At 68.4% G+C, this 20,453-nt stretch carries 22 protein-coding genes; 6 read left to right on the top strand and 16 right to left on the bottom strand.

Features of this window, described 5'->3' with window-relative positions; all coding sequences use genetic code 11:
* Nucleotides 1–100: 100 nt before the first annotated feature.
* From BN973_RS30330 to BN973_RS05755, 7 genes are all read right to left on the bottom strand, one after another.
* Nucleotides 101–202 (bottom strand): 30S ribosomal protein bS22, encoded by a 102-nt coding sequence (locus tag BN973_RS30330; protein ID WP_003402602.1) that lies wholly within the window; start codon nt 200–202, stop codon nt 101–103.
* Nucleotides 203–381: 179 nt separating this feature from the next.
* A complete protein-coding gene (locus BN973_RS05780; RefSeq protein ID WP_036466538.1) occupies nt 382–636 on the bottom strand; it encodes a cell division/environmental response transcriptional regulator in 255 nt (84 codons plus the stop codon).
* A gap of 140 nt (nt 637–776) precedes the next feature.
* Nucleotides 777–1,655, bottom strand: a complete 879-nt coding sequence (gene proC / locus BN973_RS05775) for a pyrroline-5-carboxylate reductase (RefSeq protein WP_036466537.1) — start codon at nt 1,653–1,655, stop codon at nt 777–779.
* Between the two features lie 46 nt (nt 1,656–1,701).
* A complete protein-coding gene (locus BN973_RS05770; RefSeq protein WP_036472080.1) occupies nt 1,702–2,526 on the bottom strand; it encodes a thioesterase family protein in 825 nt (274 codons plus the stop codon).
* Nucleotides 2,527–2,546: 20 nt separating this feature from the next.
* On the bottom strand, nt 2,547–3,389 hold the full coding sequence (locus tag BN973_RS05765) for a sugar phosphate isomerase/epimerase family protein (RefSeq protein WP_036466535.1): 843 nt from the start codon (nt 3,387–3,389) through the stop codon (nt 2,547–2,549).
* Between the two features lie 15 nt (nt 3,390–3,404).
* Nucleotides 3,405–4,448: a hypothetical protein gene (locus tag BN973_RS05760; RefSeq protein WP_036466533.1), complete on the bottom strand. Its 1,044-nt coding sequence runs from the start codon at nt 4,446–4,448 to the stop codon at nt 3,405–3,407.
* Nucleotides 4,445–5,461, bottom strand: coding sequence for a Ppx/GppA family phosphatase (locus BN973_RS05755; RefSeq protein ID WP_036472079.1), 1,017 nt, complete (start codon nt 5,459–5,461; stop codon nt 4,445–4,447). Before BN973_RS05755 ends, BN973_RS05760 begins: the two co-directional genes overlap by 4 nt.
* 173 nt (nt 5,462–5,634) lie before the next feature.
* Here BN973_RS05755 and BN973_RS05750 point away from each other — a divergent pair, with 173 nt between their 5' ends.
* Nucleotides 5,635–6,420: a hypothetical protein gene (locus BN973_RS05750; protein WP_036466532.1), complete on the top strand. Its 786-nt coding sequence runs from the start codon at nt 5,635–5,637 to the stop codon at nt 6,418–6,420.
* A 21-nt stretch (nt 6,421–6,441) separates the two neighbouring features.
* Nucleotides 6,442–7,365, top strand: coding sequence for a hypothetical protein (locus BN973_RS05745; RefSeq protein WP_036472078.1), 924 nt, complete (start codon nt 6,442–6,444; stop codon nt 7,363–7,365).
* Nucleotides 7,366–7,429: 64 nt separating this feature from the next.
* On the opposite strand, the gene BN973_RS05740 is transcribed toward BN973_RS05745, so the two are convergent.
* The 7 genes from BN973_RS05740 to BN973_RS05710 all read right to left on the bottom strand — a co-directional run bounded on the left by BN973_RS05740 (nt 7,430) and on the right by BN973_RS05710 (nt 14,583).
* Entirely contained in the window at nt 7,430–8,293 is an 864-nt protein-coding gene (locus BN973_RS05740; protein ID WP_036466530.1) for a hypothetical protein, read from the bottom strand.
* Between the two features lie 117 nt (nt 8,294–8,410).
* Entirely contained in the window at nt 8,411–9,094 is a 684-nt protein-coding gene (gene regX, locus BN973_RS05735) for a two-component sensory transduction protein RegX (protein ID WP_003873718.1), read from the bottom strand.
* Entirely contained in the window at nt 9,091–10,320 is a 1,230-nt protein-coding gene (locus tag BN973_RS05730) for a sensor histidine kinase (RefSeq protein WP_139830169.1), read from the bottom strand. The genes regX and BN973_RS05730 overlap by 4 nt, the downstream gene beginning before the upstream one ends.
* Nucleotides 10,321–10,482: 162 nt before the next feature.
* A complete protein-coding gene (locus BN973_RS05725) occupies nt 10,483–11,232 on the bottom strand; it encodes a phosphoglyceromutase (RefSeq protein WP_036466529.1) in 750 nt (249 codons plus the stop codon).
* Between the two features lie 110 nt (nt 11,233–11,342).
* Nucleotides 11,343–11,855, bottom strand: coding sequence for a type III secretion system chaperone family protein (locus BN973_RS05720; protein ID WP_036466528.1), 513 nt, complete (start codon nt 11,853–11,855; stop codon nt 11,343–11,345).
* 49 nt (nt 11,856–11,904) lie between these two features.
* On the bottom strand, nt 11,905–13,227 hold the full coding sequence (mshA, locus tag BN973_RS05715; RefSeq protein ID WP_036466527.1) for a D-inositol-3-phosphate glycosyltransferase: 1,323 nt from the start codon (nt 13,225–13,227) through the stop codon (nt 11,905–11,907).
* A 48-nt stretch (nt 13,228–13,275) separates the two neighbouring features.
* Nucleotides 13,276–14,583 carry an ROK family transcriptional regulator gene (locus BN973_RS05710; protein WP_036466525.1) on the bottom strand — a complete coding sequence of 436 codons (1,308 nt, stop codon included), beginning with the start codon at nt 14,581–14,583 and terminating at the stop codon, nt 13,276–13,278.
* Between the two features lie 178 nt (nt 14,584–14,761).
* On the opposite strand from BN973_RS05710, the gene BN973_RS05705 reads away from it, so the two are divergent.
* Nucleotides 14,762–15,511, top strand: a complete 750-nt coding sequence (locus BN973_RS05705) for an SDR family oxidoreductase (protein ID WP_036466524.1) — start codon at nt 14,762–14,764, stop codon at nt 15,509–15,511.
* Here the strand turns inward: BN973_RS05705 and BN973_RS05700 are convergent.
* Nucleotides 15,495–16,856: a L,D-transpeptidase gene (locus BN973_RS05700; RefSeq protein ID WP_139830168.1), complete on the bottom strand. Its 1,362-nt coding sequence runs from the start codon at nt 16,854–16,856 to the stop codon at nt 15,495–15,497. The two genes, BN973_RS05705 and BN973_RS05700, sit on opposite strands and share 17 nt — an antisense overlap.
* Nucleotides 16,857–16,892: 36 nt before the next feature.
* Complete coding sequence (locus BN973_RS05695; RefSeq protein ID WP_036466521.1) at nt 16,893–17,963, bottom strand: UDP-N-acetylmuramate dehydrogenase; 1,071 nt, start codon at nt 17,961–17,963, stop codon at nt 16,893–16,895.
* Nucleotides 17,964–17,989: 26 nt separating this feature from the next.
* Here BN973_RS05695 and BN973_RS05690 point away from each other — a divergent pair, with 26 nt between their 5' ends.
* The 3 genes from BN973_RS05690 (at nt 17,990) to BN973_RS05680 (ending at nt 20,452) form a co-directional block, all read left to right on the top strand.
* A complete protein-coding gene (locus tag BN973_RS05690; protein ID WP_036466520.1) occupies nt 17,990–18,511 on the top strand; it encodes a DUF2505 domain-containing protein in 522 nt (173 codons plus the stop codon).
* An 82-nt stretch (nt 18,512–18,593) separates the two neighbouring features.
* Nucleotides 18,594–19,436: a carbon-nitrogen hydrolase family protein gene (locus BN973_RS05685; protein WP_036466519.1), complete on the top strand. Its 843-nt coding sequence runs from the start codon at nt 18,594–18,596 to the stop codon at nt 19,434–19,436.
* The gene (locus BN973_RS05680) at nt 19,433–20,452 is read left to right on the top strand and encodes an LmeA family phospholipid-binding protein (protein ID WP_036466518.1); all 1,020 of its coding nucleotides are present in this window, start codon (nt 19,433–19,435) and stop codon (nt 20,450–20,452) included. Before BN973_RS05685 ends, BN973_RS05680 begins: the two co-directional genes overlap by 4 nt.
* Nucleotide 20,453: the final 1 nt, after the last annotated feature.

The following is a 20,453-nucleotide window of genomic DNA, read 5'->3' as shown; positions in this document are numbered from 1 at the left end:
CGCTCGACGAATCCACCCAGACAGCCTAACGGCCGAGCTGGGTCGCGGCGCTATGGCCGCGCGCCGGTCGGTGAGTTCTTCGGGTGCGGCGACGCGGGGCTTACTTGCCGAGTTTTCTGCGTTGCACCCGTGTGCGGCGCAGCAGCTTGCGGTGCTTCTTCTTCGACATACGCTTGCGCCGCTTCTTGATTACTGAACCCATGAACTCCGCTATCTGACCGGTGACCGCTTAAGGACTGCTAAAGGTCTTGAAAACCTCGCGGTCACTTTACCCGGCGGGCCGCACCGAACACCAAACCGTCAGTCGCGCGACCACTCGAATGGCCGCGCCCGGCGCGTCGGTCCCGATCCGTCCCGCCGTGTCTCGCGGCGGGCGGCGGCTCAGCCGGCGTCGAAGTAAGACGTCTCCAGCATGTCGTGCACGGCCTTGGCGTGCACCCGGAAGGACCGCCCAACCCGCACCGCCGGCAGCTCACCGTTGTGCACCAAGCGGTAAACCGTCATCTTGGAGACCCGCATCAGGGCCGCCACTTCGGCGACGGTGAGAAATTGTGTCCTTGCCTGGCTATCGGCCGAAGCTGTGTCCCGCGGCTTACCTGCGGAATCTCGCGCCGATGGCCCGTTCGTAGACGTCATCGCAACCCAATCGTGTCAGGCCCGCGCAACGCCACCGGCTTCCCCTCCGCTGGCACCCACGCGGGCATACACGTAGGAGAATAGCGGGACTAGTGGGGTTACTGGTACTGGTGGGGGACAATCATTTTGAAATCTTTAAATTATTCCGATGTAATTCTTAGCTGCTCAGAGCGCGTTTTCGCGGCCTGAACGGCGGCATCGACGGCGGTGCGCAGGCCCCCTCGTTCGAGTTCGCGCAGCGCAGCGGCGGTGGTACCGCCCGGCGAGGTCACCATGGCACGCAGCTGCGCCGCGGTGGCGTCGGCCTGCTTGCCCATCGCCTCACTGTCGGCCGGTCCCGGTTCGCGATCCAGCCTTTCCAGCAGCAACGCCGCCGACCCGGCCATCGTCTGTGCGGCCAGGTCGGTCGCCACCCCACGGCTCAGACCGGCCGCGACGCCGGCGTCGACCAGGGCCTCGACCATCAGGAAGAAATAGGCGGGCCCGGAGCCCGACAGTGCGGTCACCGCGTCCATCTGCCACTCGGGCACCGTCAGCACGCCACCGACGGCGTCGAACAGCGCCGTCACCTCTTCGAGCTGCGGGGCGCTGACGAAACGGCCCTTGGCCAGGGCCGTCACCCCCGCACCCACCACCGCCGGGGCGTTGGGCATCGCCCGGACCACCGGCGTCCCGGCCGGCAGCTTGGATTCGAAGAAAGCGAGCGTGATTCCCGCCGCGACGGTGACGAAAACCTGCTCGGCGCTGTCCCCTTCGGCCGCGGAAACCGCCTTGGTCAACTCGGCCATCACCGGCTCGACGTCGGCGGGCTTGACCGCGACGACGATGAACGTCGCGTTGTCCACGGCATCCGCCAGCGTCGAGCTGACCCGCACCGAGTACGTGTCGGCCAGGTACTTCGCGCGTTCCGTGACACGTTCGGCCACGACCAGGTCCTTGACCTGCCGCCCCGACCGAAGCAGACCCGACAGCAGGGCCTCGCCCATGCTGCCGCCGCCGATGATCGCGATTCTCGCCATGGCGAAAGCATCGCAGACGCCCAGGCTTCTCCTGGCTAGCGGGGCTTCACCGCTTCCCAGGCACCAGCGCCAGCTGGCGAGACTGCACGACGAGCCGGCCCAGGCTGTCGACGACGATGTGGTCCTCGTCGAACCAGTCGTGCCCGATTTCCAGGCAGGTGCAGACCACCCGCAACCACCCGTCGGCGGGCAGCGCCCGCAAAAAGGCGGTCAGCTGAATCGTGGGCGCCCAGCCGGTGCGCTCCACGGCGAACGTCACCGGCGCCGACAGATCCCCGCACATCAGCGCGAAGAGGCCGTCAGGGGCGACGTCGCGCGGCCGCGCCCACATCTGCAGGATCGGGGGCCGCCCGTCGGTGCTGGGCGCCAGCGTCGACAGCAGCGGCCGGACATCGCAGCCCTCGCCCAGGTGCACCAGGCCGGCCAGCGGGTGGCCGGGCCCGATCGGTTCGATGTCGTCGGGCGGTTCGGGCGCCATCAGGTCCAGCACCGGGTTCGCCGTCAGCAGCGGCGCCGTGTCGCCGCCGGGCGCAAAGTGCTCCGGCTCGCCGAGGTTGACCACGGCGTGGACGGCGGTGCGGTCGCCCTGGACGAGTTCGACGTCGACGACGCTGATCCGCCGGCCGCGCTTGCGGATCGAGGTCACCAGCCGCATCGGCCCCGGGTCGGGTGCCCATAGGAAGCTCGCCGACACCGCAACCGGCTCGTGGCCGGACTCGACGCAGGCGTGCCGGGCGGCGTTGGCACACAGCGCCAGCATCGCGCCGCCGTGCACCTTGGGCCCGATGGTCCAGTGCCGGTTGAGCTCCCCCTCGAATACACCCGAATCGACCTCCCGCAGCGTCATGGCGGTGGTGAACAGCGCGGTCATGGTCTCCTGAGGGTCGGCGGTCATCGCATCAGATGTGTGCGGGCGAACTGCAGCGATTCGGCCAGCATGGCTTCGCGCTCGCTGGCCGAGCGGGCGCTTGAGGTGGACACCTCGAGGATGGCGTGGCCGGTGAAATGGCCGGCGGCCAGCAGCTGGCACACCTCGGCGGTGGGTTGCGTGCCACGCCCGGGCACCAGGTGCTCGTCGGCGGGCAGGCCGCTGCCGTCGCACAGGTGCAGATGCACCAGCCCGGCACCCATCCGCTCGGTCATCTCCAGCGCGTCGGTGCCCGCCGTCGAGGTGTGCGACAGGTCGAGCGTGTAGTGCGCGTGGTTGCCGTCCAGCGGGTCATACGACGGCGAGAACGCCGAAATCGCCGGTCCCGGACCGCCACCGCGCCTGCGCATCCGTTCCCGCGACTGGTCGGTCCCGAAGAAGCGGTCCGCCCGGAAGGGGAACATGTTCTCCACCGCGACCATCACGTCGCTGGAGGCTTCCAGGTTCGTCACCTGCTCGCTGAATCCCTCGGCGTAGCGCCGCTGCCAGCGGAACGGCGGATGCACGACGACCGTCTGCGCGCCGAGCTCCTCGGCGGCCCGCACGCTGCGTTCCAGCTTGGGAATCGGGTTGGAACCCCACACCCGCTGCGAGATCAGCAGGCAGGGAGCGTGGACCGACAGCACCGGCACCTGGTAGCGCCGCGACAACTTCTTGACGGCGGCGATGTCCTGGCTGACCGACTCGCTCCACACCATCAGCTCGACGCCGTCGTAGCCGAGCCGGGTCGCATACTCGAACGCGGCCTCGGCCCTCAACGGGTAGACCGAGGCCGTGGAAAGGCCGACCTTGATTGCTGGGCGCACTGTTGCGGGTGACGCCTAGCCGGACTGCATGGAAAGCGCCAGCGGTCCCAAGGTGATCAACGCCCCGACTGCCACCGCGATCAGCGTGCTCGCGATGTCCTCGGTTTTGCGCACCACCCGCACCCCGGCCACCAGGCCGAGGATGACCAGCACCGACAGCACCAGCGCCACCAGGCTGTTCCATCGCCACAGTTGGTCGAACGCGATGAACAGCCCGGCGCCGAATGCGACGGCCAGGATCGACTGAAACACGATCAAGCTGCCGCGCCAGAGCGCCTCGAGCTTGCCGGGCGCTGGGCGGACTTCGCTGAGCTGGTCCGGGTGGGACGTCTCGACGCCGACGTGGTCCTCGGCCGGCGCCGTCGCGTCGGTCAGCGCGTCCGCGTCGGCGCCCTCGCGCTCGTCGCTGCGCCGTCGCGCCACCTCATCGGCGAGGGTCTGTCCGCCGAACAGGGTCGAGTCCGAAGTCTGCAGGTAGGAGCGGACATAGGCGGAATCCTCGGTCGCGGGTTCGGCCTCGCGCACGTCGGAGTCCATGACGTCGACCGGGATGTCGGCGTATTGCTCGAGCGGATCCGGGCTCATGTCCTCGGCGCCGGAGGACGCCGCGGGCTTGCCGGCGGGCTCCGCCGGCCGGGCGGCTTCTGGTGCATCGGAGCGCCGAGCGGGCCGCGGGTAGGCGCTGCGCTCCGGCCCCGCCCGGGGCGGCTGCGGCGCAGACTTGGGCCAACGAGGCTCGGGCCGGGTCCCGGGCCTGGGCCGGTCTTCGGTGGCGACCCCGGCCTGTTCCGAGCCGGGCTCGGGTGCCGACTCGGCCTCGGGTTCGGCGACCTCGACGGTGCCGTTGGCCTCAGGTGTTGTCTCGTCGTGCTCCTCGTCGCGGATGACGGGGATCTCACCGGTCAGCTCGGCGACGGTGACCGAGTCGCTGTCGCCGCGGCGCCGACGCCGGCGCCGGGTGCCCACCGGGGCGCCGATGGTCCCGTTCCTGGCCAGCAGTTCGGCCACCGAGATGGGCCGGGTGCCGGGGCTCTCGGTCTCGGAGTGTGGTCCGGTCATGGTTTGTCGCCTCTCGATCGGTTGGCGTTCCGATCTACTGCCTGACCTCCAGCATTGCGCACCGAAGTCTCTACGAGGGCGGTTCCGTCGGCTTCGCTGTCGAGCTTGCGCAAGATGAGACCTTCCCGTAACGCCCACGGGCAGATATCCACCGTTTCTATCGACAGCGCTCGCATGCTCGCCTCCGCCACCAGGGCGCCCGCCACGATCTGCGGTGCCCGCTCGGCGCTGACTCCTTCCAATTCCGCCCTGTCAGCGGTGGTCATCCTAGAGATGAAAGATATGAGTTGCCTGAGGCCGTTAGCCGTCAGCGTCCGCTTCACCCGTGGTCCGGCGGCCGACGGCGCCGCGCCGGTGAGCCGGGCCAGCGACCGGAACGTCTTCGACGTCGCCACGGCGAGGTCGGGAGCGCCGGCCTCGAGCACGGCCACACTGGCGTCGGACAGCTCGGCGTCCAGCCAATCGCGCAGCATCGCCACCCGGCGCCGGCCGGGCGGATCGTCGGGCAGCCACTCGCGGGTCAACCTGCCGGCACCCAGCGGCATCGACAAGGCGACTTCGGGTTCTTCGTCGACGCCGCTGGACAGCTCCAGCGAGCCGCCGCCGATGTCGAGGTTGATGATGCGCCCGGCGCTCCACCCGTACCAGCGGCGCACCGCCAGGAAGGTCAGCCGCGACTCGTCCACCCCGGTCAGCACCTGCAACTCGACACCGGTCTCTTTGCGGACCCGGGTGAGCACGTCGTCGGAATTCTCGGCGTCGCGGACCGCGGAGGTGGCAAAGGCCATCAGCTCCGCACAGCCGGAGCTGACGGCGATCTTGGCGAACTCGTCGATCGTGGAGATGAGTTTTTCGGCGCCGCGCTTGGTGATCTTGCCCGAGCTGTCGGTGGCCTCGGCCAACCGCAAGGTGGCCTTCGTCGAACTCATCGGGGTGGGATGCCCGCCGCGATGGGCATCGACCACCAACAGATGGACCGTATTGCTACCCACGTCGAGGACGCCTAATCGCACGAACACAAACTAGCGGGAGGGCGAAGCTGTTTGGGTTGCGCCCCGCTGTGAAACACCACAATCCGATATCGGTCGACGCGATCCCGGGGAATTCAAGATCAGCCGGTCCCCGCTCCGGCGGGCGCGAGTGTCAGCGGCTGGATGGACGCGAATTTTGGTCTAACGTTGCATCCGTGGCGAATTCGCACCCCGAGCCTGGGCAAGAAGTTGAATTGGATTTTGCCCGTGAATGGGTGGAGTTCTTCGATCCGGACAATCCGGAGCATCTGATCGCGGCCGACCTGACGTGGTTGCTGTCACGCTGGACGTGTGTGTTCGGCACACCCGCCTGCCGCGGCACGGTCGAGGGCCGCCCGGACGACGGGTGTTGCTCGCACGGCGCGTTCCTGTCCGACGACGACGACCGCGCCAGCCTGGACGACGCGGTCAAGCAGCTCACCGACGCCGACTGGCAATTCCGCGAAAAGGGTTTGGGCCGTAAGGGTTACCTCGAACTTGACGAGCACGAAGGCCAGCCCCAGCACCGCACCCGCAAATACAAGGGCGCGTGCATTTTCTTGAACCGGCCCGGCTTTGCCGGCGGCATCGGCTGCGCGCTGCACAGCAAGGCGCTGAAGCTGGGCGTGCCGCCGCTGACGATGAAGCCCGAGGTCTGCTGGCAGTTGCCGATCCGGCGCAGCCAAGAATGGGTGACGCGGCCCGACGGCACCGAGATCCTCAAGACCTGGATCACCGAATACGATCGCCGCGGCTGGGGCGCCGGCGGCGCGGACTTGCACTGGTATTGCACGGGCGATCCGGCGGCACACGTCGGCGCCAAGCAGGTGTGGGAAAGCCTGGCCGACGAGCTCACCGAACTGCTCGGCTCCAAGGCCTATGCCGAGTTGGCGGCAATGTGCAAGCGCCGCAGCCAATTAGGGCTCATCGCCGTGCACCCGGCGACTCGGATCGCGGAGTAACCGCGCGACGTCGGGGCAGTAGTGGACGACGAACTGCGACTGGCGGCGGCCCCGCGCTGGCGGGGCCAGGCCGGGCGGCTCGAAGTCTGGTACGCCACCCTGTCGGATCCGCTGACGCACGCCGGCCTATGGGTTCACGGTGAGACGGTCGCTCCGACACGGGGCGGCGCCCCCTACGCGCATGGCTGGGCGAGCTGGTTTGCACCCGACGGCCCGCCGCACACCGAACGGTTCGGCCCCGAGCCCGCCCAACCCGCGACCGGTGCGGCGTGGTTCGACGCCGGGGGCGTGCGGCTGGGGCCCGAGGGGCTGGACGGGCGGGCCGGAACGCTCGGCTGGGAACTGTCCTGGGCGGACACCGGTAAGCCGTTGTGGACGTTTCCGCGGGTGGTGTGGGAGCGCGAGCTGTTGCCCGGCGCCCAGGTGGTGGTCGCACCCACCGCCGACTTCGCCGGGTCGCTGTCCGTCGACGGCACTGTTATGCGCGTCGACGGCTGGCGCGGCGCCGTTGCCCACATCTACGGGCACGGCAACGCCAAACGCTGGGGATGGATCCACGCCGACCTCGGCGGCGGCGACGTCCTCGAGGTCGTCACCGCGGTATCGCACAAGCCGGGGCTGCGCCGGCTGGCGCCGATGGCCTTCATCCGCTTCCGCATCGATGGAAAGGATTGGCCCGCAAGCCCTTTGCCTTCCCTTCGGATGCGCACGACGCTCGAGTTGGAGCACTGGCAACTGCAGGGGCGCATCGGGAACCGCGATGTTCTCATCCGCGTCGAGCAGCCCGGGCAACGATGCGTGAGCCTGCGCTACACCGATCCCGACGGCGCCACCGCAGTGTGCACCAACACCGAGCAGGCCGACATTCACATCGAGATCGCTCACCGCCGCGTCGTCGAGCACAGCTGGTCGGTACCGGGGCACGCCGAGGTCGGTTTGCGTTAAGCGTGAAATGCTCGAAAAGTGTTGTCAGCCTGCGGGATTCCTACGGGTGACGGGCTCGTCACACTCACCACCTTGCGGCCGCGGCGGCGCGCATCGGCGAATCAGCAGCGATACCGACCGCATCGGTCGGCCCAAGGTAGGGCACTTCCGGCGTCAGGATTTCGTCCGCACCCGATATTCCCAGAGTTCCTGCCGGCGACACGGACGACGCCGACGCGGCGGATGACGCCGACGACGCCGACGACGAGCTACTCGTCGCGGCAGCCGATGCCGCCGTCGCCGCGCCGGTCGGGGCGGCGGCCGGGGCGGCGGCGAGCGGGGTGGCGGCGGAGGTGATGGTTACCGACCCCATGGCCGGCAATCCGACTTGGGAGGTGACGTTGGCGATCGAGGCCTCGGTAGCACCGACGAGGGCGGTGACCGGGTTCGTCGTGATGTTGGCGATCAGAGAGGCGCCATTCGTGGTGACGGAGCCGCTGAGAACTTGAACCGGGACCGACATGGGGGCCAGAGTGATCGGACCGGAGGCGGCATTGACAGTGGTGTTGACGGCAATGCCCGTAGCCGGGTCCAACGCCTGGATCAGGACGCTGCTGCCGATGTTGACGGTGATGGAGCCCGCGCTCGCAACGATAGCGCCGTTGCCGCTGACCGTGACGGAGCCGTCGTTGAGGACGATCGCGGAGCTGCCGGCGAGGGTGATCGTGCTGCCGGGCGCAACGGTGGCGCTTCCGCCGTCCGGGACGGTCGTGGTAGCAGCCTGCGTGGCGGCGTTCGCGACGACTTGGGCCGCGGACTGTGCTTCGGCGGCGGGGCGGGCCGCCGCGTCGGCCTGGGCAAGTCGCCCGGCCTCGTTGGTGGAAGGCGACGGCTCGTCAAATGCCGTCAGGGTGCTCGCCTGCGCAGAATCCGCGGCGTAGGCGGACATCGCGGCAGCACCGCGGAGTCGCATGAAAAGACGCCGGAGCTGGGGATTACCGGCTCACTGGCTACGCTGCTAGCCCCGATCGACGACCGGGCCAGCAGACAATGGTTGTGATCGAGGTCAGCCCTCGAGCTTGTAGCCCAGCCCGCGCACCGTCACCAGATGCACCGGGTTGGCCGGGTCGGCTTCGATCTTGGACCGCAGCCGCTTGACGTGGACGTCGAGCGTCTTGGTGTCACCCACGTAGTCCGCGCCCCACACCCGATCGATCAACTGCCCGCGGGTCAGCACCCGTCCGCTGTTGCGCATCAGGTACTCGAGTAGGTCAAACTCCTTGAGCGGCAACGTGATTGTGTCCCCGTTGACCGACACGACGTGACGCTCGACGTCCATCCGCACCGGGCCGGACTCCAATACGCCGTCGCTGATCTCGGAGTCGTCGTCGCCGCCCCGGCGAAGCACGGCCCGGATCCGGGCAATCAACTCACGCGCCGAATACGGTTTGGTCACATAGTCATCGGCGCCGAGCTCCAGGCCGACCACCTTGTCGATCTCGCTGTCCCGGGCCGTCACCATGATCACGGGCACGCTGGAGCGAGCGCGCAGCTGCTTGCACACGTCGGTGCCCGACATGCCCGGCAGCATCAGATCGAGCAGCACGATATCCGCGCCGGCACGGTCGAACTCGGCCAGCGCCGCTGACCCATCGGTTACCACGGTGGCTTCAAAGCCTTCCTTGCGAAGCAGGAAGGCCAGCGGATCGGCAAGCGACTCCTCGTCCTCCACGATCAGCACACTGGTCATCGACTTAGTTCTTCCTCTCGTTGGGATCTGTTGGGCCGCGCTTCGCGAGCCCGCGATTGCTCGGTTTCTTCGCCGCTATCGGTGTCCTGATAGGCCGGGATGGACAATGTGAACGTGGAACCGGTTCCCGGCTTGCTCCACACCCCGATGCTGCCATCGTGATTGGCCGCAACGTGTTTCACGATCGCCAGCCCCAGCCCACTGCCGCCGGTGGCTCGCGAACGCGCCTTGTCCCCCCGGAAAAACCGCTCGAAGACCCGCTCCTGGTCTTCGAGCGCAATCCCGATCCCGCGATCGGTGACCGCGATCTCGATGTTGTCGCCACGACGGCGACGGCTGATCGACACCGGTGAACCCGGCGGCGAGTAGGCGATCGCATTGGAGACCAGATTGGCCAATGCGGTCACCAGCAGCGTTTGATCCCCCAGCACCCGCAAACCGGTGGGCGCGTCGGTGCGAACCTCGATCTTGGCGTTGTCAGCGGCCACCTTGTGACGCGAAATCGCTTCAGCCACAACGGTATCGACCTCAACAGCGATGACGTTGGGCAACCGCTCGGCGCCCTGCAGCCGGGACAGTTCGATGAGCTCGGCTACCATGTCGCCCAGCCGGTTGGCCTCGATGAGGACCTTCTCGGCGAACCGGCGCACGGTTTCCGAATCGTCGGCCGACGCGAGCAGGGCCTCGGCGAGCAGCGCCATGGCGCCGACCGGGGTCTTGAGCTCGTGGCTGACGTTGGCCACGAAGTCGCGGCGGGTGGCCTCCATGCGCGCATGGTCGGACTGGTCGTGAACGAAGACGACTGCAAACCGGCGGTCTTCCTCACTCAGCAGGGTGGCTTGCCCATGCACCGATATCCCGGACCGCCCGGCGGCCGCGCGCTTGCCGGGCTGGAGGTCGAATTCGACGACCTCGCCGCCCAGCGCCTGCTGCGCGGCCTGCCAGGCTTGGTCGTCGAGCTGCCGATCGCGCACCAGGCCCAATTCCTTGGCACGCTCGTTGAGGTAGACGACGTCGCGATGCGAATCGACGACGGCCGCGCCCAGCGGCATCAGGGTGACGATTTGTTGCAGCATCTGCGCGACCGTGATGCCGGTTGATTCGGTGGCCACTCGCTGGCGGCGTCGCACCACACGTGCGGACAACCGAGTGCCGGCCGCCACTCCGACGGCCAGCGCCAGCAAGGACAAGACCCCGGCCAGCAACAGCGCCGAGAACACAGTCACGAACAAAATCGTACAAATCTGATGAACGCAGCCCTAGCGGAACGAGGCCAAAATCGGACAAGTCACAACTTCCGCCACAGGTGTTCGGCTGTCGTTCATGCGAAATTTGGCCAACGGGCCTTTAGCGCTCAAAACCGGCGAAATCAAGCCGCTGCCCGAAGACTACCGGGCGCCCTGGCTGGCTACCGCCGCGGCGCCGGCGGCCGCCGCCTCGGGGTCCAGGTAGGTGCCGCCGGGCACCACCGGACGCAGATCGGCGTCCAGGTCGTAGCGCAGCGGAATGCCGGTCGGAATGTTCAGCTCCGAGATCTGTTCGTCGGATATCTGGTCGAGGTGCTTGACCAGGGCGCGCAGCGAGTTGCCGTGGGCGACGATCAGCACCGTCTTGCCGAAACGCAAATCCGGGACGATCACGTCGGTGAAGTACGGCAGGAAGCGCACCACGACGTCGGCCAGGCATTCGGTGAGCGGGCCGCCGCCGATGTCGGCGTAGCGCGGGTCGGCGTCCTGGCTGAACTTGCTGCCCTTCTCGATCGGCGGTGGCGGGGTGTCGTAGCTGCGCCGCCAGGCCATGAATTGCACGTCGCCGTAGCGGGCCTTGGTTTCGGCCTTGTCCAGGCCCTGCAGCGCGCCGTAGTGGCGTTCGTTGAGCCGCCAGCTGCGCTGCACCGGGATCCACAGCCGGTCGGCGGCGTCCAAGGCCAGATGCGCCGTGGTGATCGCGCGGCGCAGCAGCGAGGTGTAGAGGATGTCGGGCAGCAGGTTGTGCTCGGTCAGCAGCTCGCCGCTGCGAACCGCTTCGGCGCGGCCCTTTTCCGTCAGTCCGACGTCGACCCAGCCCGTGAAAAGATTCAGCGAGTTCCATTCGCTTTCGCCGTGGCGAAGCAGTACCAGCGTCGCAGTGTCACCCATGCCGGTCAGTCTCTCACGCACTGTTCGAAGCTCGCCGAGCGTAAGGTCACTGCGAAATCCGGGGCCGAAAATCGCAGCCGGCTTACGCTCGCGGAAGTCGGGAAGCGGAGCTAGTCGTCATCATCGTCGTCGATCAGGTGGGCGAAAGCTTCCAGATTCTTCAGCGACTCACCCCGCGATACCCGCCAATCCCATTCCTTCTGGATCGACGAGCGAAAACCCAACTCCAGCAACGTATTAAAGTCCGAATCCACCGCTTCGAGTATCTGCCCGAGCACCCGGTCGATTTCCTCGGCGTCGACCGACGCCAGCGACATCCGGCCGACCAGATAGATGTCGCCCACGTTGTCCAGCGTGTAGGCGACTCCGTAGAGCCGACGGTTGCGCTTGAGCAGGAACCGGTAGACGCCCTCGTGGTTCTCGTCGGGCTTGCGGCACACGAACGCCTCGACGCGTACCGAGTGCTCGCCGATGCTCAGGATGGTGTTGGTCTTGAGCTTGCGCTCACCGGGCAACTCGACGACCAGCCCCGCCAAACCGCCATGTGCGCCTTCGTGTTTGGAGTACGTCAGCTCGCTGGCATCAAGCGCATGCTCAATCACCTGCTGCACGGCTTGGGTCACGAGCGCCGCTCCTCCTCATCGCTTCGCTCTGCATCGTCGACGGCGCCGGTCATGCGCCCACCCCGCGACGCGGCGTCCAGCGGCGCGGCTTGCGCGCGGCCACCCGGTCGCGAACCCGGCGCTGCCGTGCGGCGCCGAACTCGCCGATGGCCCGCCGATAGCTGGCCAACAACGCGTCGGTGGTGTTCTCCCAAGAGAACGTCGCCGCATGCGCGGCCGCGGCGACGCTCATCGCGGTGTTGTCCAGCCGCAGCAGCTCGCCCAGCGCGAAGGCCCAGTCGCCGACGTCATGCCCGGACACCAACGAGCCGGTGACCCCGTCGCGCACCGCCACCGGCAGCCCGCCGACCGCGGCCGCCACCACCGGCGTGCCGCAGGCCTGCGCCTCGACGGCCACCAAGCCGAACGACTCCGAATAGCTGGGCACCGCAACAAGATTCGCGGCCTGGAACAGGGTGACCAGCTTCTCCCGCGACTGCGGCGGCAGGAACGTCACCCGCTCGCTAATCCCGAGTTCATCGGCGAGACGAACCAACCCGTCCGGGCGGGCCAGTCCGCTGCCCGACGGGCCGCCGGCCACCACGATGCGCACCCCCGGCAGTTTCGCCGCCGCCCGCAGCACGATGTCGGGTGCCTTCAGCGGCTGGATTCGTCCGACGAACGCCACGATCTGCTCGTCGAGAGCCAGCCCCAGCGCGGCCCGGGCCGCCCGGCGATCACCGGGATGGAACACGTCCAGGTCGACCCCGGGGTGCACGACGTCGATCCGCTCCGGATCGGCGTGGTGGATCGAGATCAATTGCCGCGCTTCGTCATCGGTGTTGACGATCAGCCGGTCCGCCTCGTCGACGACCTGCTGCTCCCCCACCGTGCGCAGCGGCGGCTCGGGCGCGTCGCCGTTGGCCAGCGCCGCGTTCTTGACCGCGGCAAGGGTGTGCGCGGTGTGCACCAGCGGCACCGCCCACCGGTCGCGGGCCAGCCAGCCCACCTGTCCGGACAGCCAGTAGTGCGAGTGCACGATGTCGTAATAGCCGGGCTCGTGCGAGGCCTCGGCGCGCAGCACCCCGGCCGCGAACGCGCACAGCTGAGTGGGCAGGTCGTATTTGTCCAGGCCCTCGAACGGGCCCGCCACCACGTTGCGCACCAGCACTCCGGGTTCGACCTCGACGACCGGTGGATCGGCCGACGCGGTGGCACGGGTGAAGATCTCCACCTCGATGCCCCGCCGGGCCAGATGCAACGCACTTTGCAGCACGTACACGTTCATCCCGCCGGCGTCGCCCGTACCCGGTTGGGCCAAGGGTGAGGTGTGCACCGCCAATAGCGCGACCCGGCGCGGATCATTCAGCAGGAGGACGTCGTCGTGCCGCACACTGTCATCTTTACAGCACGGTCCGGCGACCGGCCCAAGCCGTTCGCGTTAGGCGGAAGACTCGTCGACGACCTCGGGAATCCGGGAGCCGATCACCCCGGCGCGGCGCATCGCCCCCAGCGGGTCGGCGTACAGCCCGCCCAGCGACACGATGCCCGCTCCGGCCTCCTGCACCCGGTTGCCGAAGACGGTGACGCGGATATCCCGCGGCGCCAGCACCGACCGCTCGGCGAACGCCGTCTCCACCTGCTCCATCGCCTCGGGATACTCGGTGAAGGCCTGGCCGCCGACCACCAGTTCGTCGGGGTTGAGCAGATCACGCAGCAGCGCGACCGCCTCACCCAGGACCCGGGCACGCTCCGCGAGCAGCTCCTTGGCCTGCTGGTTGCCGGCGCGGGCCAAGCGCACCAGATCGGTGATGCCGGCGGTGGAGCCGTTGGGACGGCCCGGCGGGGCCGCCGGCAGGATCCGCAGCCGCCGAGCCGCGGCCAGCACGGCCTCGTCGCTGACCGTGGACTCCAGCGCTCCGGTGCCGCCGAGCAGCTCGGACTGGGCCGGCAGACCCGCGATGGTGCCGGGCCCGCTGGACGGGCAGTGCACCCGCCCGCCGATCACCAGCGCATAGCCGACGGTCTCGCGGGCGTAGACGTACAGGCTGGTCGGCGAGCTCGGCGCGAACCGCCGCATCCCCAGCAGCAGCTCGGCTCCGGCCATCGCGTCGACGTGTGAAGCCACCGACACCGGCAGGCTCAGGGCGTCGGCCAGCACCGGCCCGACCGGCGCCGACCGCCAGCCCAACCGCGGGTGATCGACGTGGCCGGTGGCGCCGTCGACGGTGCCGCCGATGGCCACCCCGACCCAGAGCGGCCGGCGGCGATGCCAGCGCCGCAAGTATCGGGAGGCACTGTCGGCCAGCGACGTCAGCGCCGCCCCCGGCGGGCTCAGCGGTGTCGGCGTTTCGACCGTGTCCAGCGTGCGGCCGAACAGGTCGGTGGCCACGATGCTGGTGGTCCGCGCACCGATGTGAATGCCCAGCGCGACGAACGGTTCGTGGTTGATCTCCACCGGCACCCGGGGGCGTCCGATGGCTCCAGAAACCGCCAGGTCGGCGCGTTCCCGCAGCAGTCCCGCGTCGAGCAGCGCAATGACCTGCCGGTTCACCGTCGCGATGCTCAGCGAGGTGACCCCGGCGATGACGTCGCGGCCGACCGGGCCGCGCAACCGGACCGCCCGGAACACCGAGGCCGCCGCGGAGTCGGAGATGTGCAGCGACGGCGGCAGGATCTGGCGATGCAGCCGCAGGTGGCCCTTACGGCTGGGCGAATGATGGGTGTGGGTGAGAGAAGTCGAGCGCACGAGCGTCCTTTGTCCGAGTTCTAATGGCCGGTCTTGGCCACAACCTGTTTTTGGGTTCAGGCGCGGCAAAGTGCGCGGCAACAACACGCACATGCCGCGCAAAGACACGCGGCGGTGTTGTTGAACAGGGCGCTGTGGTGCACCTCAGGAATTTAGCACGTTTATTAGAGTTGGCTCGGTGAGTTCGAACAACGCGCATCAACGGGTCGCGGTGGTTACCGGTGCCAGTTCCGGAATCGGCGAAGCAACTGCGAAAACCCTTGCCGCCCTTGGCTTTCACGTCGTCGCAGTGGCGCGACGCGCGGACCGGATAACTGCCCTCGCCGAAGAAATAGGCGGCACCGCAATTGTGGCTGACGTCACAGACGACGCGGCGGTGCAGGCCCTCGCCGGCAATTTGAGCCGGGTCGATGTGCTGGTGAATAACGCCGGAGGGGCTCGCGGATTGGCGCCCGTCGCCGACACCGACCTCGAGCACTGGCGGTGGATGTGGGAGACCAACGTGCTGGGCACGCTGCGGGTCACCCGCGCGCTGCTGCCCAAGCTGATCGACTCCGGCGACGGCCTGATCGTCACCGTCACCTCGGTGGCCGCGCTCGAGGTGTACGACAATGGCGCCGGCTACACCGCGGCCAAGCACGCCCAGGGCGCGCTGCACCGCACGCTGCGCGGGGAACTCTTGGGAAAGCCGGTGCGGCTCACCGAAATCGCGCCGGGCGCAGTGGAAACCGAGTTTTCGCTGGTGCGTTTCGACGGCGATCAGCAGCGCGCGGATGCGGTCTATGCCGGCATCACGCCGCTGACAGCGCACGACGTGGCCGAGGTGATCGGGTTCGTGGCGTCGCGCCCACCGCACGTCGACCTGGACCTGATCGTCCTCAAGCCGCGCGATCAGGCCAACACGATGCGGTTCAACCGCCGGGGCTAGCCGACGTCGTCGTGGTAGTCGGTGTGCCCGACAAACTCGGCGCGGTCGACGGGGTCACCGGCGCGGTGACGGGGATCTGGCTGGCCGGCGGGTGCGCGTTGGGCGGCGGCAGCGCCGACATGGCCACCCAGGTGTCCCAATCGACGGCCCAGTCCCAGATGTCGCCGTCGGAATAGGACAGCTGGATCGAGCTGCCGGTCACCTCGACCGGGTCGCCGTACATCGCGGTCGGGTAGTACTCCGCGGCGTCTTCGGTCGACAGGTTGATGCACCCGTTGGTGACGTTGGTGTTGCCCTGCGCGCCGGCACTCATCGGGTTGGCGTGGATGAACTCGCCGTTGTTGGAGATCCGCACCGCCCAGCGTTCGTGCACGTGGCTGTATCCGGCCGCGGGGTTGGACATGTAGAAGTCGGCGTACTTCTCGGTGACGACGTGGATGCCGTTGCGGGTGACGTTGCGCGCCTTGTCTGCCTCGCCGTAGCTGCACGGGAAGTCCATGATCACGCCGGCGTCGGTGACGACCTGGATTCGGTGCGACGACACCTCGGCCTTGACGACCTGCTTGCGGCCGATCTGGATCTTCAACGACATGTCCTGCAGGCCGTAGGCACCGTCGCCGAACGGCAGCCCGTAGAACTTGGCGTCGACGTTGACGGTCGTGCCCGCCGGGTAGTACTCGCGCGGGCGGTAGTGGATGCGGGCGCCCTGCTGCTCGTCGGGCAGCCACGCCCAGCTGCCCTCGACGGGCGGGTTGGTGGTGACGGTCAGCGCCTTCTCGACGGTGGCCTTGTCGCTGATCGGCGCGTCGAACTGGATGATGATCGGCGCCGCGACGCCGACGGTCTGGCCGTCGGCCAGCTGGAAGCCGCCGTCGATTTTCTTGCTGGGCGCAACGGTGGTGAATTTGCCGGTGAGGGGTACGGTCTTGCCGTCGTGGCCGACGACCGACCCGCTCCAGCTATAACTCGTGTCGTAGCCCAGCGGCTCGGTCGTGGTGTACACGGTGCGGTCGGAGTTGAACGCCCCGGCAACGACCTTGCCCGACGAATTCGTCAACGCCACCTTCTGAAACCAGCCGTCGCTGACCGTCACGCTGACCGGCGCAATGGGAACCACGTCGGCGGCCGCATCGGCGGGCTGGTATTTCAGGCTCGGCGCCGACTGCTCTTTGTTCTGCTGCGCTTGCTTGGCCGCGGGGCTGCTGCAGGCGGCCAACACACTCGGCGCGAACACACCCAGCCCGAGGGCCGCTAAAGCCAATCGCCGATTGATCGGCGGCTGGTCGGGGGATGTGCTCACGACTCTAAAAGATACCGGCACTGCCGACACCGCCAGCGCTACCAGGAGTCGCGAAAGCCCGCCGCCACGCCGAATCCACAGCTACAAGCGGCAGCCGAGCAGCACCGGCTCGGGTTCCAATGTGATGCCAAACACGTCGCGGACTCCGTCGCGGACGGTGCGCGCCAGCGCCATCACGTCCGCGGCCGACGCGTTGCCCCGGTTGGTCAGAGCAAGCGCGTGCTTGGTGGACAGTCGGCAGGGGGCGGCGGGGTCGTCGGGATAGCCCTTGTCGAAGCCCGCCCGCTCCACCAGCCAGCCGGCGGCCAGCTTGACGCCGTCGGGCGCCGGGTAGTTGGGCACCGGCCCGTCGGTGCGGGCGGCCAGCGACTCGTAAACCTGAGGCGTTACAACGGGGTTGGTGAAGAACGACCCCACACTCCAGGTGTCGTGGTCGGCCGCGTCGAGCACCATGCCCTTGCGGGCGCGCAGCGCGAGCACAGCCTCGCGAACCGCGAGCGGATCGGCACGCTCGCCGCTGGCCGCGTTCAGTGCCGCCGCGAGCTCGCCGTAGCGCAAGGGCGCGCTGCGCCCCGAATCATCCAGTGCGAACTCCACTTCCAGCACGACGGCGGGGACCTGCTGGTCGCGCTTGAACCTGCTGGTGCGATAGCCGAAGTCCAGCTGGTCGTTGGGGATCCAGCGCACCGCACCGCTGGCGCGATCCAGCACCCGCACCCGGGTGATCGTGTCGGACACCTCCGCGCCGTACGCGCCGACGTTCTGCACCGGGGTGGCCCCGGCCGAGCCGGGAATGCCGGACAGGCATTCCAGCCCGCCCAGCCCATGCTCGATGGCCGCGACGACCACGTCGTCCCACACCGCGCCGGCCTCGGCGCGCAGCCGGTTGCCCTCGACGGTGATCCCGCCGGTCGCCAACCGCACCGCGGTCAGGTCGGTCAGGTCGTCGGCGATCACCAGGTTGGAGCCGCCGGAAAACACCAGCACCGGCCCACCGCCGGCCGAGTCCAGCTCGCCCAGCACGGCGACGACCTGTTCGCTGCTGGCGCAGGTGATCAGGCGTTGGGCGACCGGTCCGACCCGCAGCGTGGTCAACGGCGCCAACGGCGCCGCCTCGGCGACGCGCGCACCCGCGTACGGCGATCCGGTCACGGCCCGTAACGGTAGCCTGACCTGCTATGCCCCGCTCATTCGAGTTGTCCGCAGACTACGAGGACAGCGTCGAAGAGCTGCACCGCGCGTTCGCCGAGGCCGACTACTGGCGAGCCAGGCTGGCCGACATTCCGGTCGACGAGGCGCGGCTGGAGTCGATCCGCGTCGGCGGGGAATCCGGCGACGACGGCAGCATCGAGGTGGTGACGCTGCAGGAAGTGCACAGTCACAACCTGCCGGCGATGGTCACCCAGCTGCACCGGGGCGATCTGTACTTCCGGCGCGAAGAGTCGTGGGGGCCGGTCACCGACGGCATCGCGACGGCGTCGATCAAGGGCTCGATCGTGGACACCCCGGTGAACGTCGCGGGCACCGCCGAGCTGACGCCCGTCGGCCGCGGCGGCGCCCGCCTGACGTTCCGGGTCAGCATCCACGTACGGATTCCCCTGATCGGCGGCAAGGTGGAGAACATCATCGGCACGCACCTGGCCGAACTGGTGAGCAGGGAACAACGCTTCACCACCGAGTGGATCACCAACAACGCCTGAATCGCCGAGCCTGAGCCCAACTGCCCGCCTCCTCAACGCTTCGCAAGCGAAGCGCATCGTCACCGGGCCTAAGCTGGCGGCCATGCGAATCGCGTTGGCGCAAATGCTCAGTGGCAGCGATCCGGCGGCGAATCTGCAGCAGGTGCGCGATTACACCGCTCGGGCCGCCGACGCCGGCGCGGCGCTGGTGGTGTTTCCCGAAGCGACGATGTGCCGGTTCGGCGTCCCGCTGGCGCCGATCGCCGAGCCCGTCGACGGCCCGTGGGCCAACGGCGTCCGGGGCATCGCGGCCGACTCCGGCGTCACGGTGATCGCCGGCATGTTCACCCCGGCCGGTGACGGACGCGTGACCAACACGCTGATCGCGGCCGGGCCCGGCACACCCAACCAGCCGGACGCGCACTACGACAAGATCCATCTCTACGACGCGTTCGGCTTTGCCGAGTCGCGCACCGTCGCCCCCGGCCGGGAACCGGTGGTCATCACCGTCGACGGCGTCGGCGTGGGGCTGACCGTTTGCTACGACATCCGCTTTCCGGAGCTCTACACCGAGCTGGCCCGACGCGGCGCCCAGCTGATCGCGGTCTGCGCGTCGTGGGGTTCGGGCCCCGGAAAGCTCGAGCAGTGGACGCTGTTGGCCCGCGCCCGGGCGCTGGACTCGATGAGCTACGTCGCCGCGGCGGGTCAGGCCGATCCCGGTGACACACTGGCCGGCTCGGGGTCCGCCGCGGGTGCGCCGACGGGCGTCGGCGGCAGCCTGGTGGCCTCACCGCTGGGCGAGGTGGTCGCTTCGGCCGGAGCCGACCCGCAATTGGTGATCGCCGACATCGACGTCGAGAAGGTCGCGAAGGCCCGCGACAGCATCGCGGTGCTCCGCAACCAGTCCGACTTTGCTCGTAGCGATAGGGCAGAATCGGTTGGGTGACGAACCCACCAGGACCACCGAACGAGGGCCCGTCATCGTGGGCTCGTGGCGGGGACCAAGGTCCGTTCGGCCCACCCCCCACCGAGCGCCCAACCGAGCGGCTGCCTCCGGCCGACCCGGGTCCGCACCCGAACGCGGCTCAGCACGAGTACCCGGCCGGGGCGGACACCCAGCAGGCCGGCTACGCCCCGCCGCCCGCCCCTCCCCCGCCACCGGCGACGCCCCCCACTGAGCGGATCACCGCCCCCGGCAGCCCGGAGCCGGCACCGGCGAAGAAGAAGAGATTTCGCGACCCGCTGTCCATCGTGCTGATCTGCGTCATCGTGGTTTCGCTGCTCATCGCGGGGCTGATCGGCGGCGAGCTGTATGCCCGGCACGTGGCCGACACCAAGGTCGCCGAGGCGGTGGCCTGCGAGGTTCAGGATCAGGCCACGGCGTCGTTCGGGGTGGCGCCGCTGCTGCTGTGGCAGCTTGCGACGCAGCATTTCACCAACATCTCGGTGTCGACGGCGGGCAACCAGATCCGCGATGCCAAGGGCATGAAGATCGAGATCGGCATCAAAGACGTCAAGTTGAACCGGACGTCGTCGTCCAAGGGCACCATCGGATCGCTCGACGCGACCATCACCTGGACCAGTGACGGCATCAAGGACTCGGTGCAGAACGCGATACCGGTGCTGGGCCCGTTCGTCACCAACAGCGTGACCACCCATCCGGCCGACGGCACCATCGAACTGAAGGGCATGCTGGACAACATCACCACCAAGCCCGTGGTGTCCGGCAAGGGGATTCAGCTACAGATTCAGAGCTTCAACGCACTCGGCTTCACCATGCCGCGCGAAAGCGTCCAGTCGACGCTGGATACCTACACCGCGAAACTGACCGCCGACTACCCGCTGGGTATTCACGCGGACAGCGTCCAGGTGACACCGACCGGCGTGACGAGCCACTTCTCGACCCAGAACGCCACCATTCCGGCCGGCGAAAACAACGACTCCTGCTTCGCCAACATCTAGC

Origin of the sequence: Mycobacterium triplex, from assembly GCF_000689255.1 — a bacterium.
Taxonomy (GTDB): Bacteria; Actinomycetota; Actinomycetes; order Mycobacteriales; family Mycobacteriaceae; genus Mycobacterium; species Mycobacterium triplex.
The sequence above is the reverse complement of the archived record's forward strand: the minus strand, read 5'-3'. Positions and strand labels throughout refer to the sequence as shown.

What these genes read in the sequence shown, in the direction of transcription:
- BN973_RS30330 (WP_003402602.1), bottom strand. Translation starts at nt 202, where the DNA reads ATGGGTTCAGTAATCAAGAAGCGGCGCAAGCGTATGTCGAAGAAGAAG.
- BN973_RS05780 (WP_036466538.1), bottom strand. Translation starts at nt 636, where the DNA reads ATGACGTCTACGAACGGGCCATCGGCGCGAGATTCCGCAGGTAAGCCG.
- proC (WP_036466537.1), bottom strand. Translation starts at nt 1,655, where the DNA reads ATGGCGAGAATCGCGATCATCGGCGGCGGCAGCATGGGCGAGGCCCTG.
- BN973_RS05770 (WP_036472080.1), bottom strand. Translation starts at nt 2,526, where the DNA reads ATGACCGCGCTGTTCACCACCGCCATGACGCTGCGGGAGGTCGATTCG.
- BN973_RS05760 (WP_036466533.1), bottom strand. Translation starts at nt 4,448, where the DNA reads ATGACCGGACCACACTCCGAGACCGAGAGCCCCGGCACCCGGCCCATC.
- BN973_RS05740 (WP_036466530.1), bottom strand. Translation starts at nt 8,293, where the DNA reads ATGTCCGCCTACGCCGCGGATTCTGCGCAGGCGAGCACCCTGACGGCA.
- regX (WP_003873718.1), bottom strand. Translation starts at nt 9,094, where the DNA reads ATGACCAGTGTGCTGATCGTGGAGGACGAGGAGTCGCTTGCCGATCCG.
- BN973_RS05725 (WP_036466529.1), bottom strand. Translation starts at nt 11,232, where the DNA reads ATGGGTGACACTGCGACGCTGGTACTGCTTCGCCACGGCGAAAGCGAA.
- BN973_RS05690 (WP_036466520.1), top strand. Translation starts at nt 17,990, where the DNA reads ATGCCCCGCTCATTCGAGTTGTCCGCAGACTACGAGGACAGCGTCGAA.
- BN973_RS05685 (WP_036466519.1), top strand. Translation starts at nt 18,594, where the DNA reads ATGCGAATCGCGTTGGCGCAAATGCTCAGTGGCAGCGATCCGGCGGCG.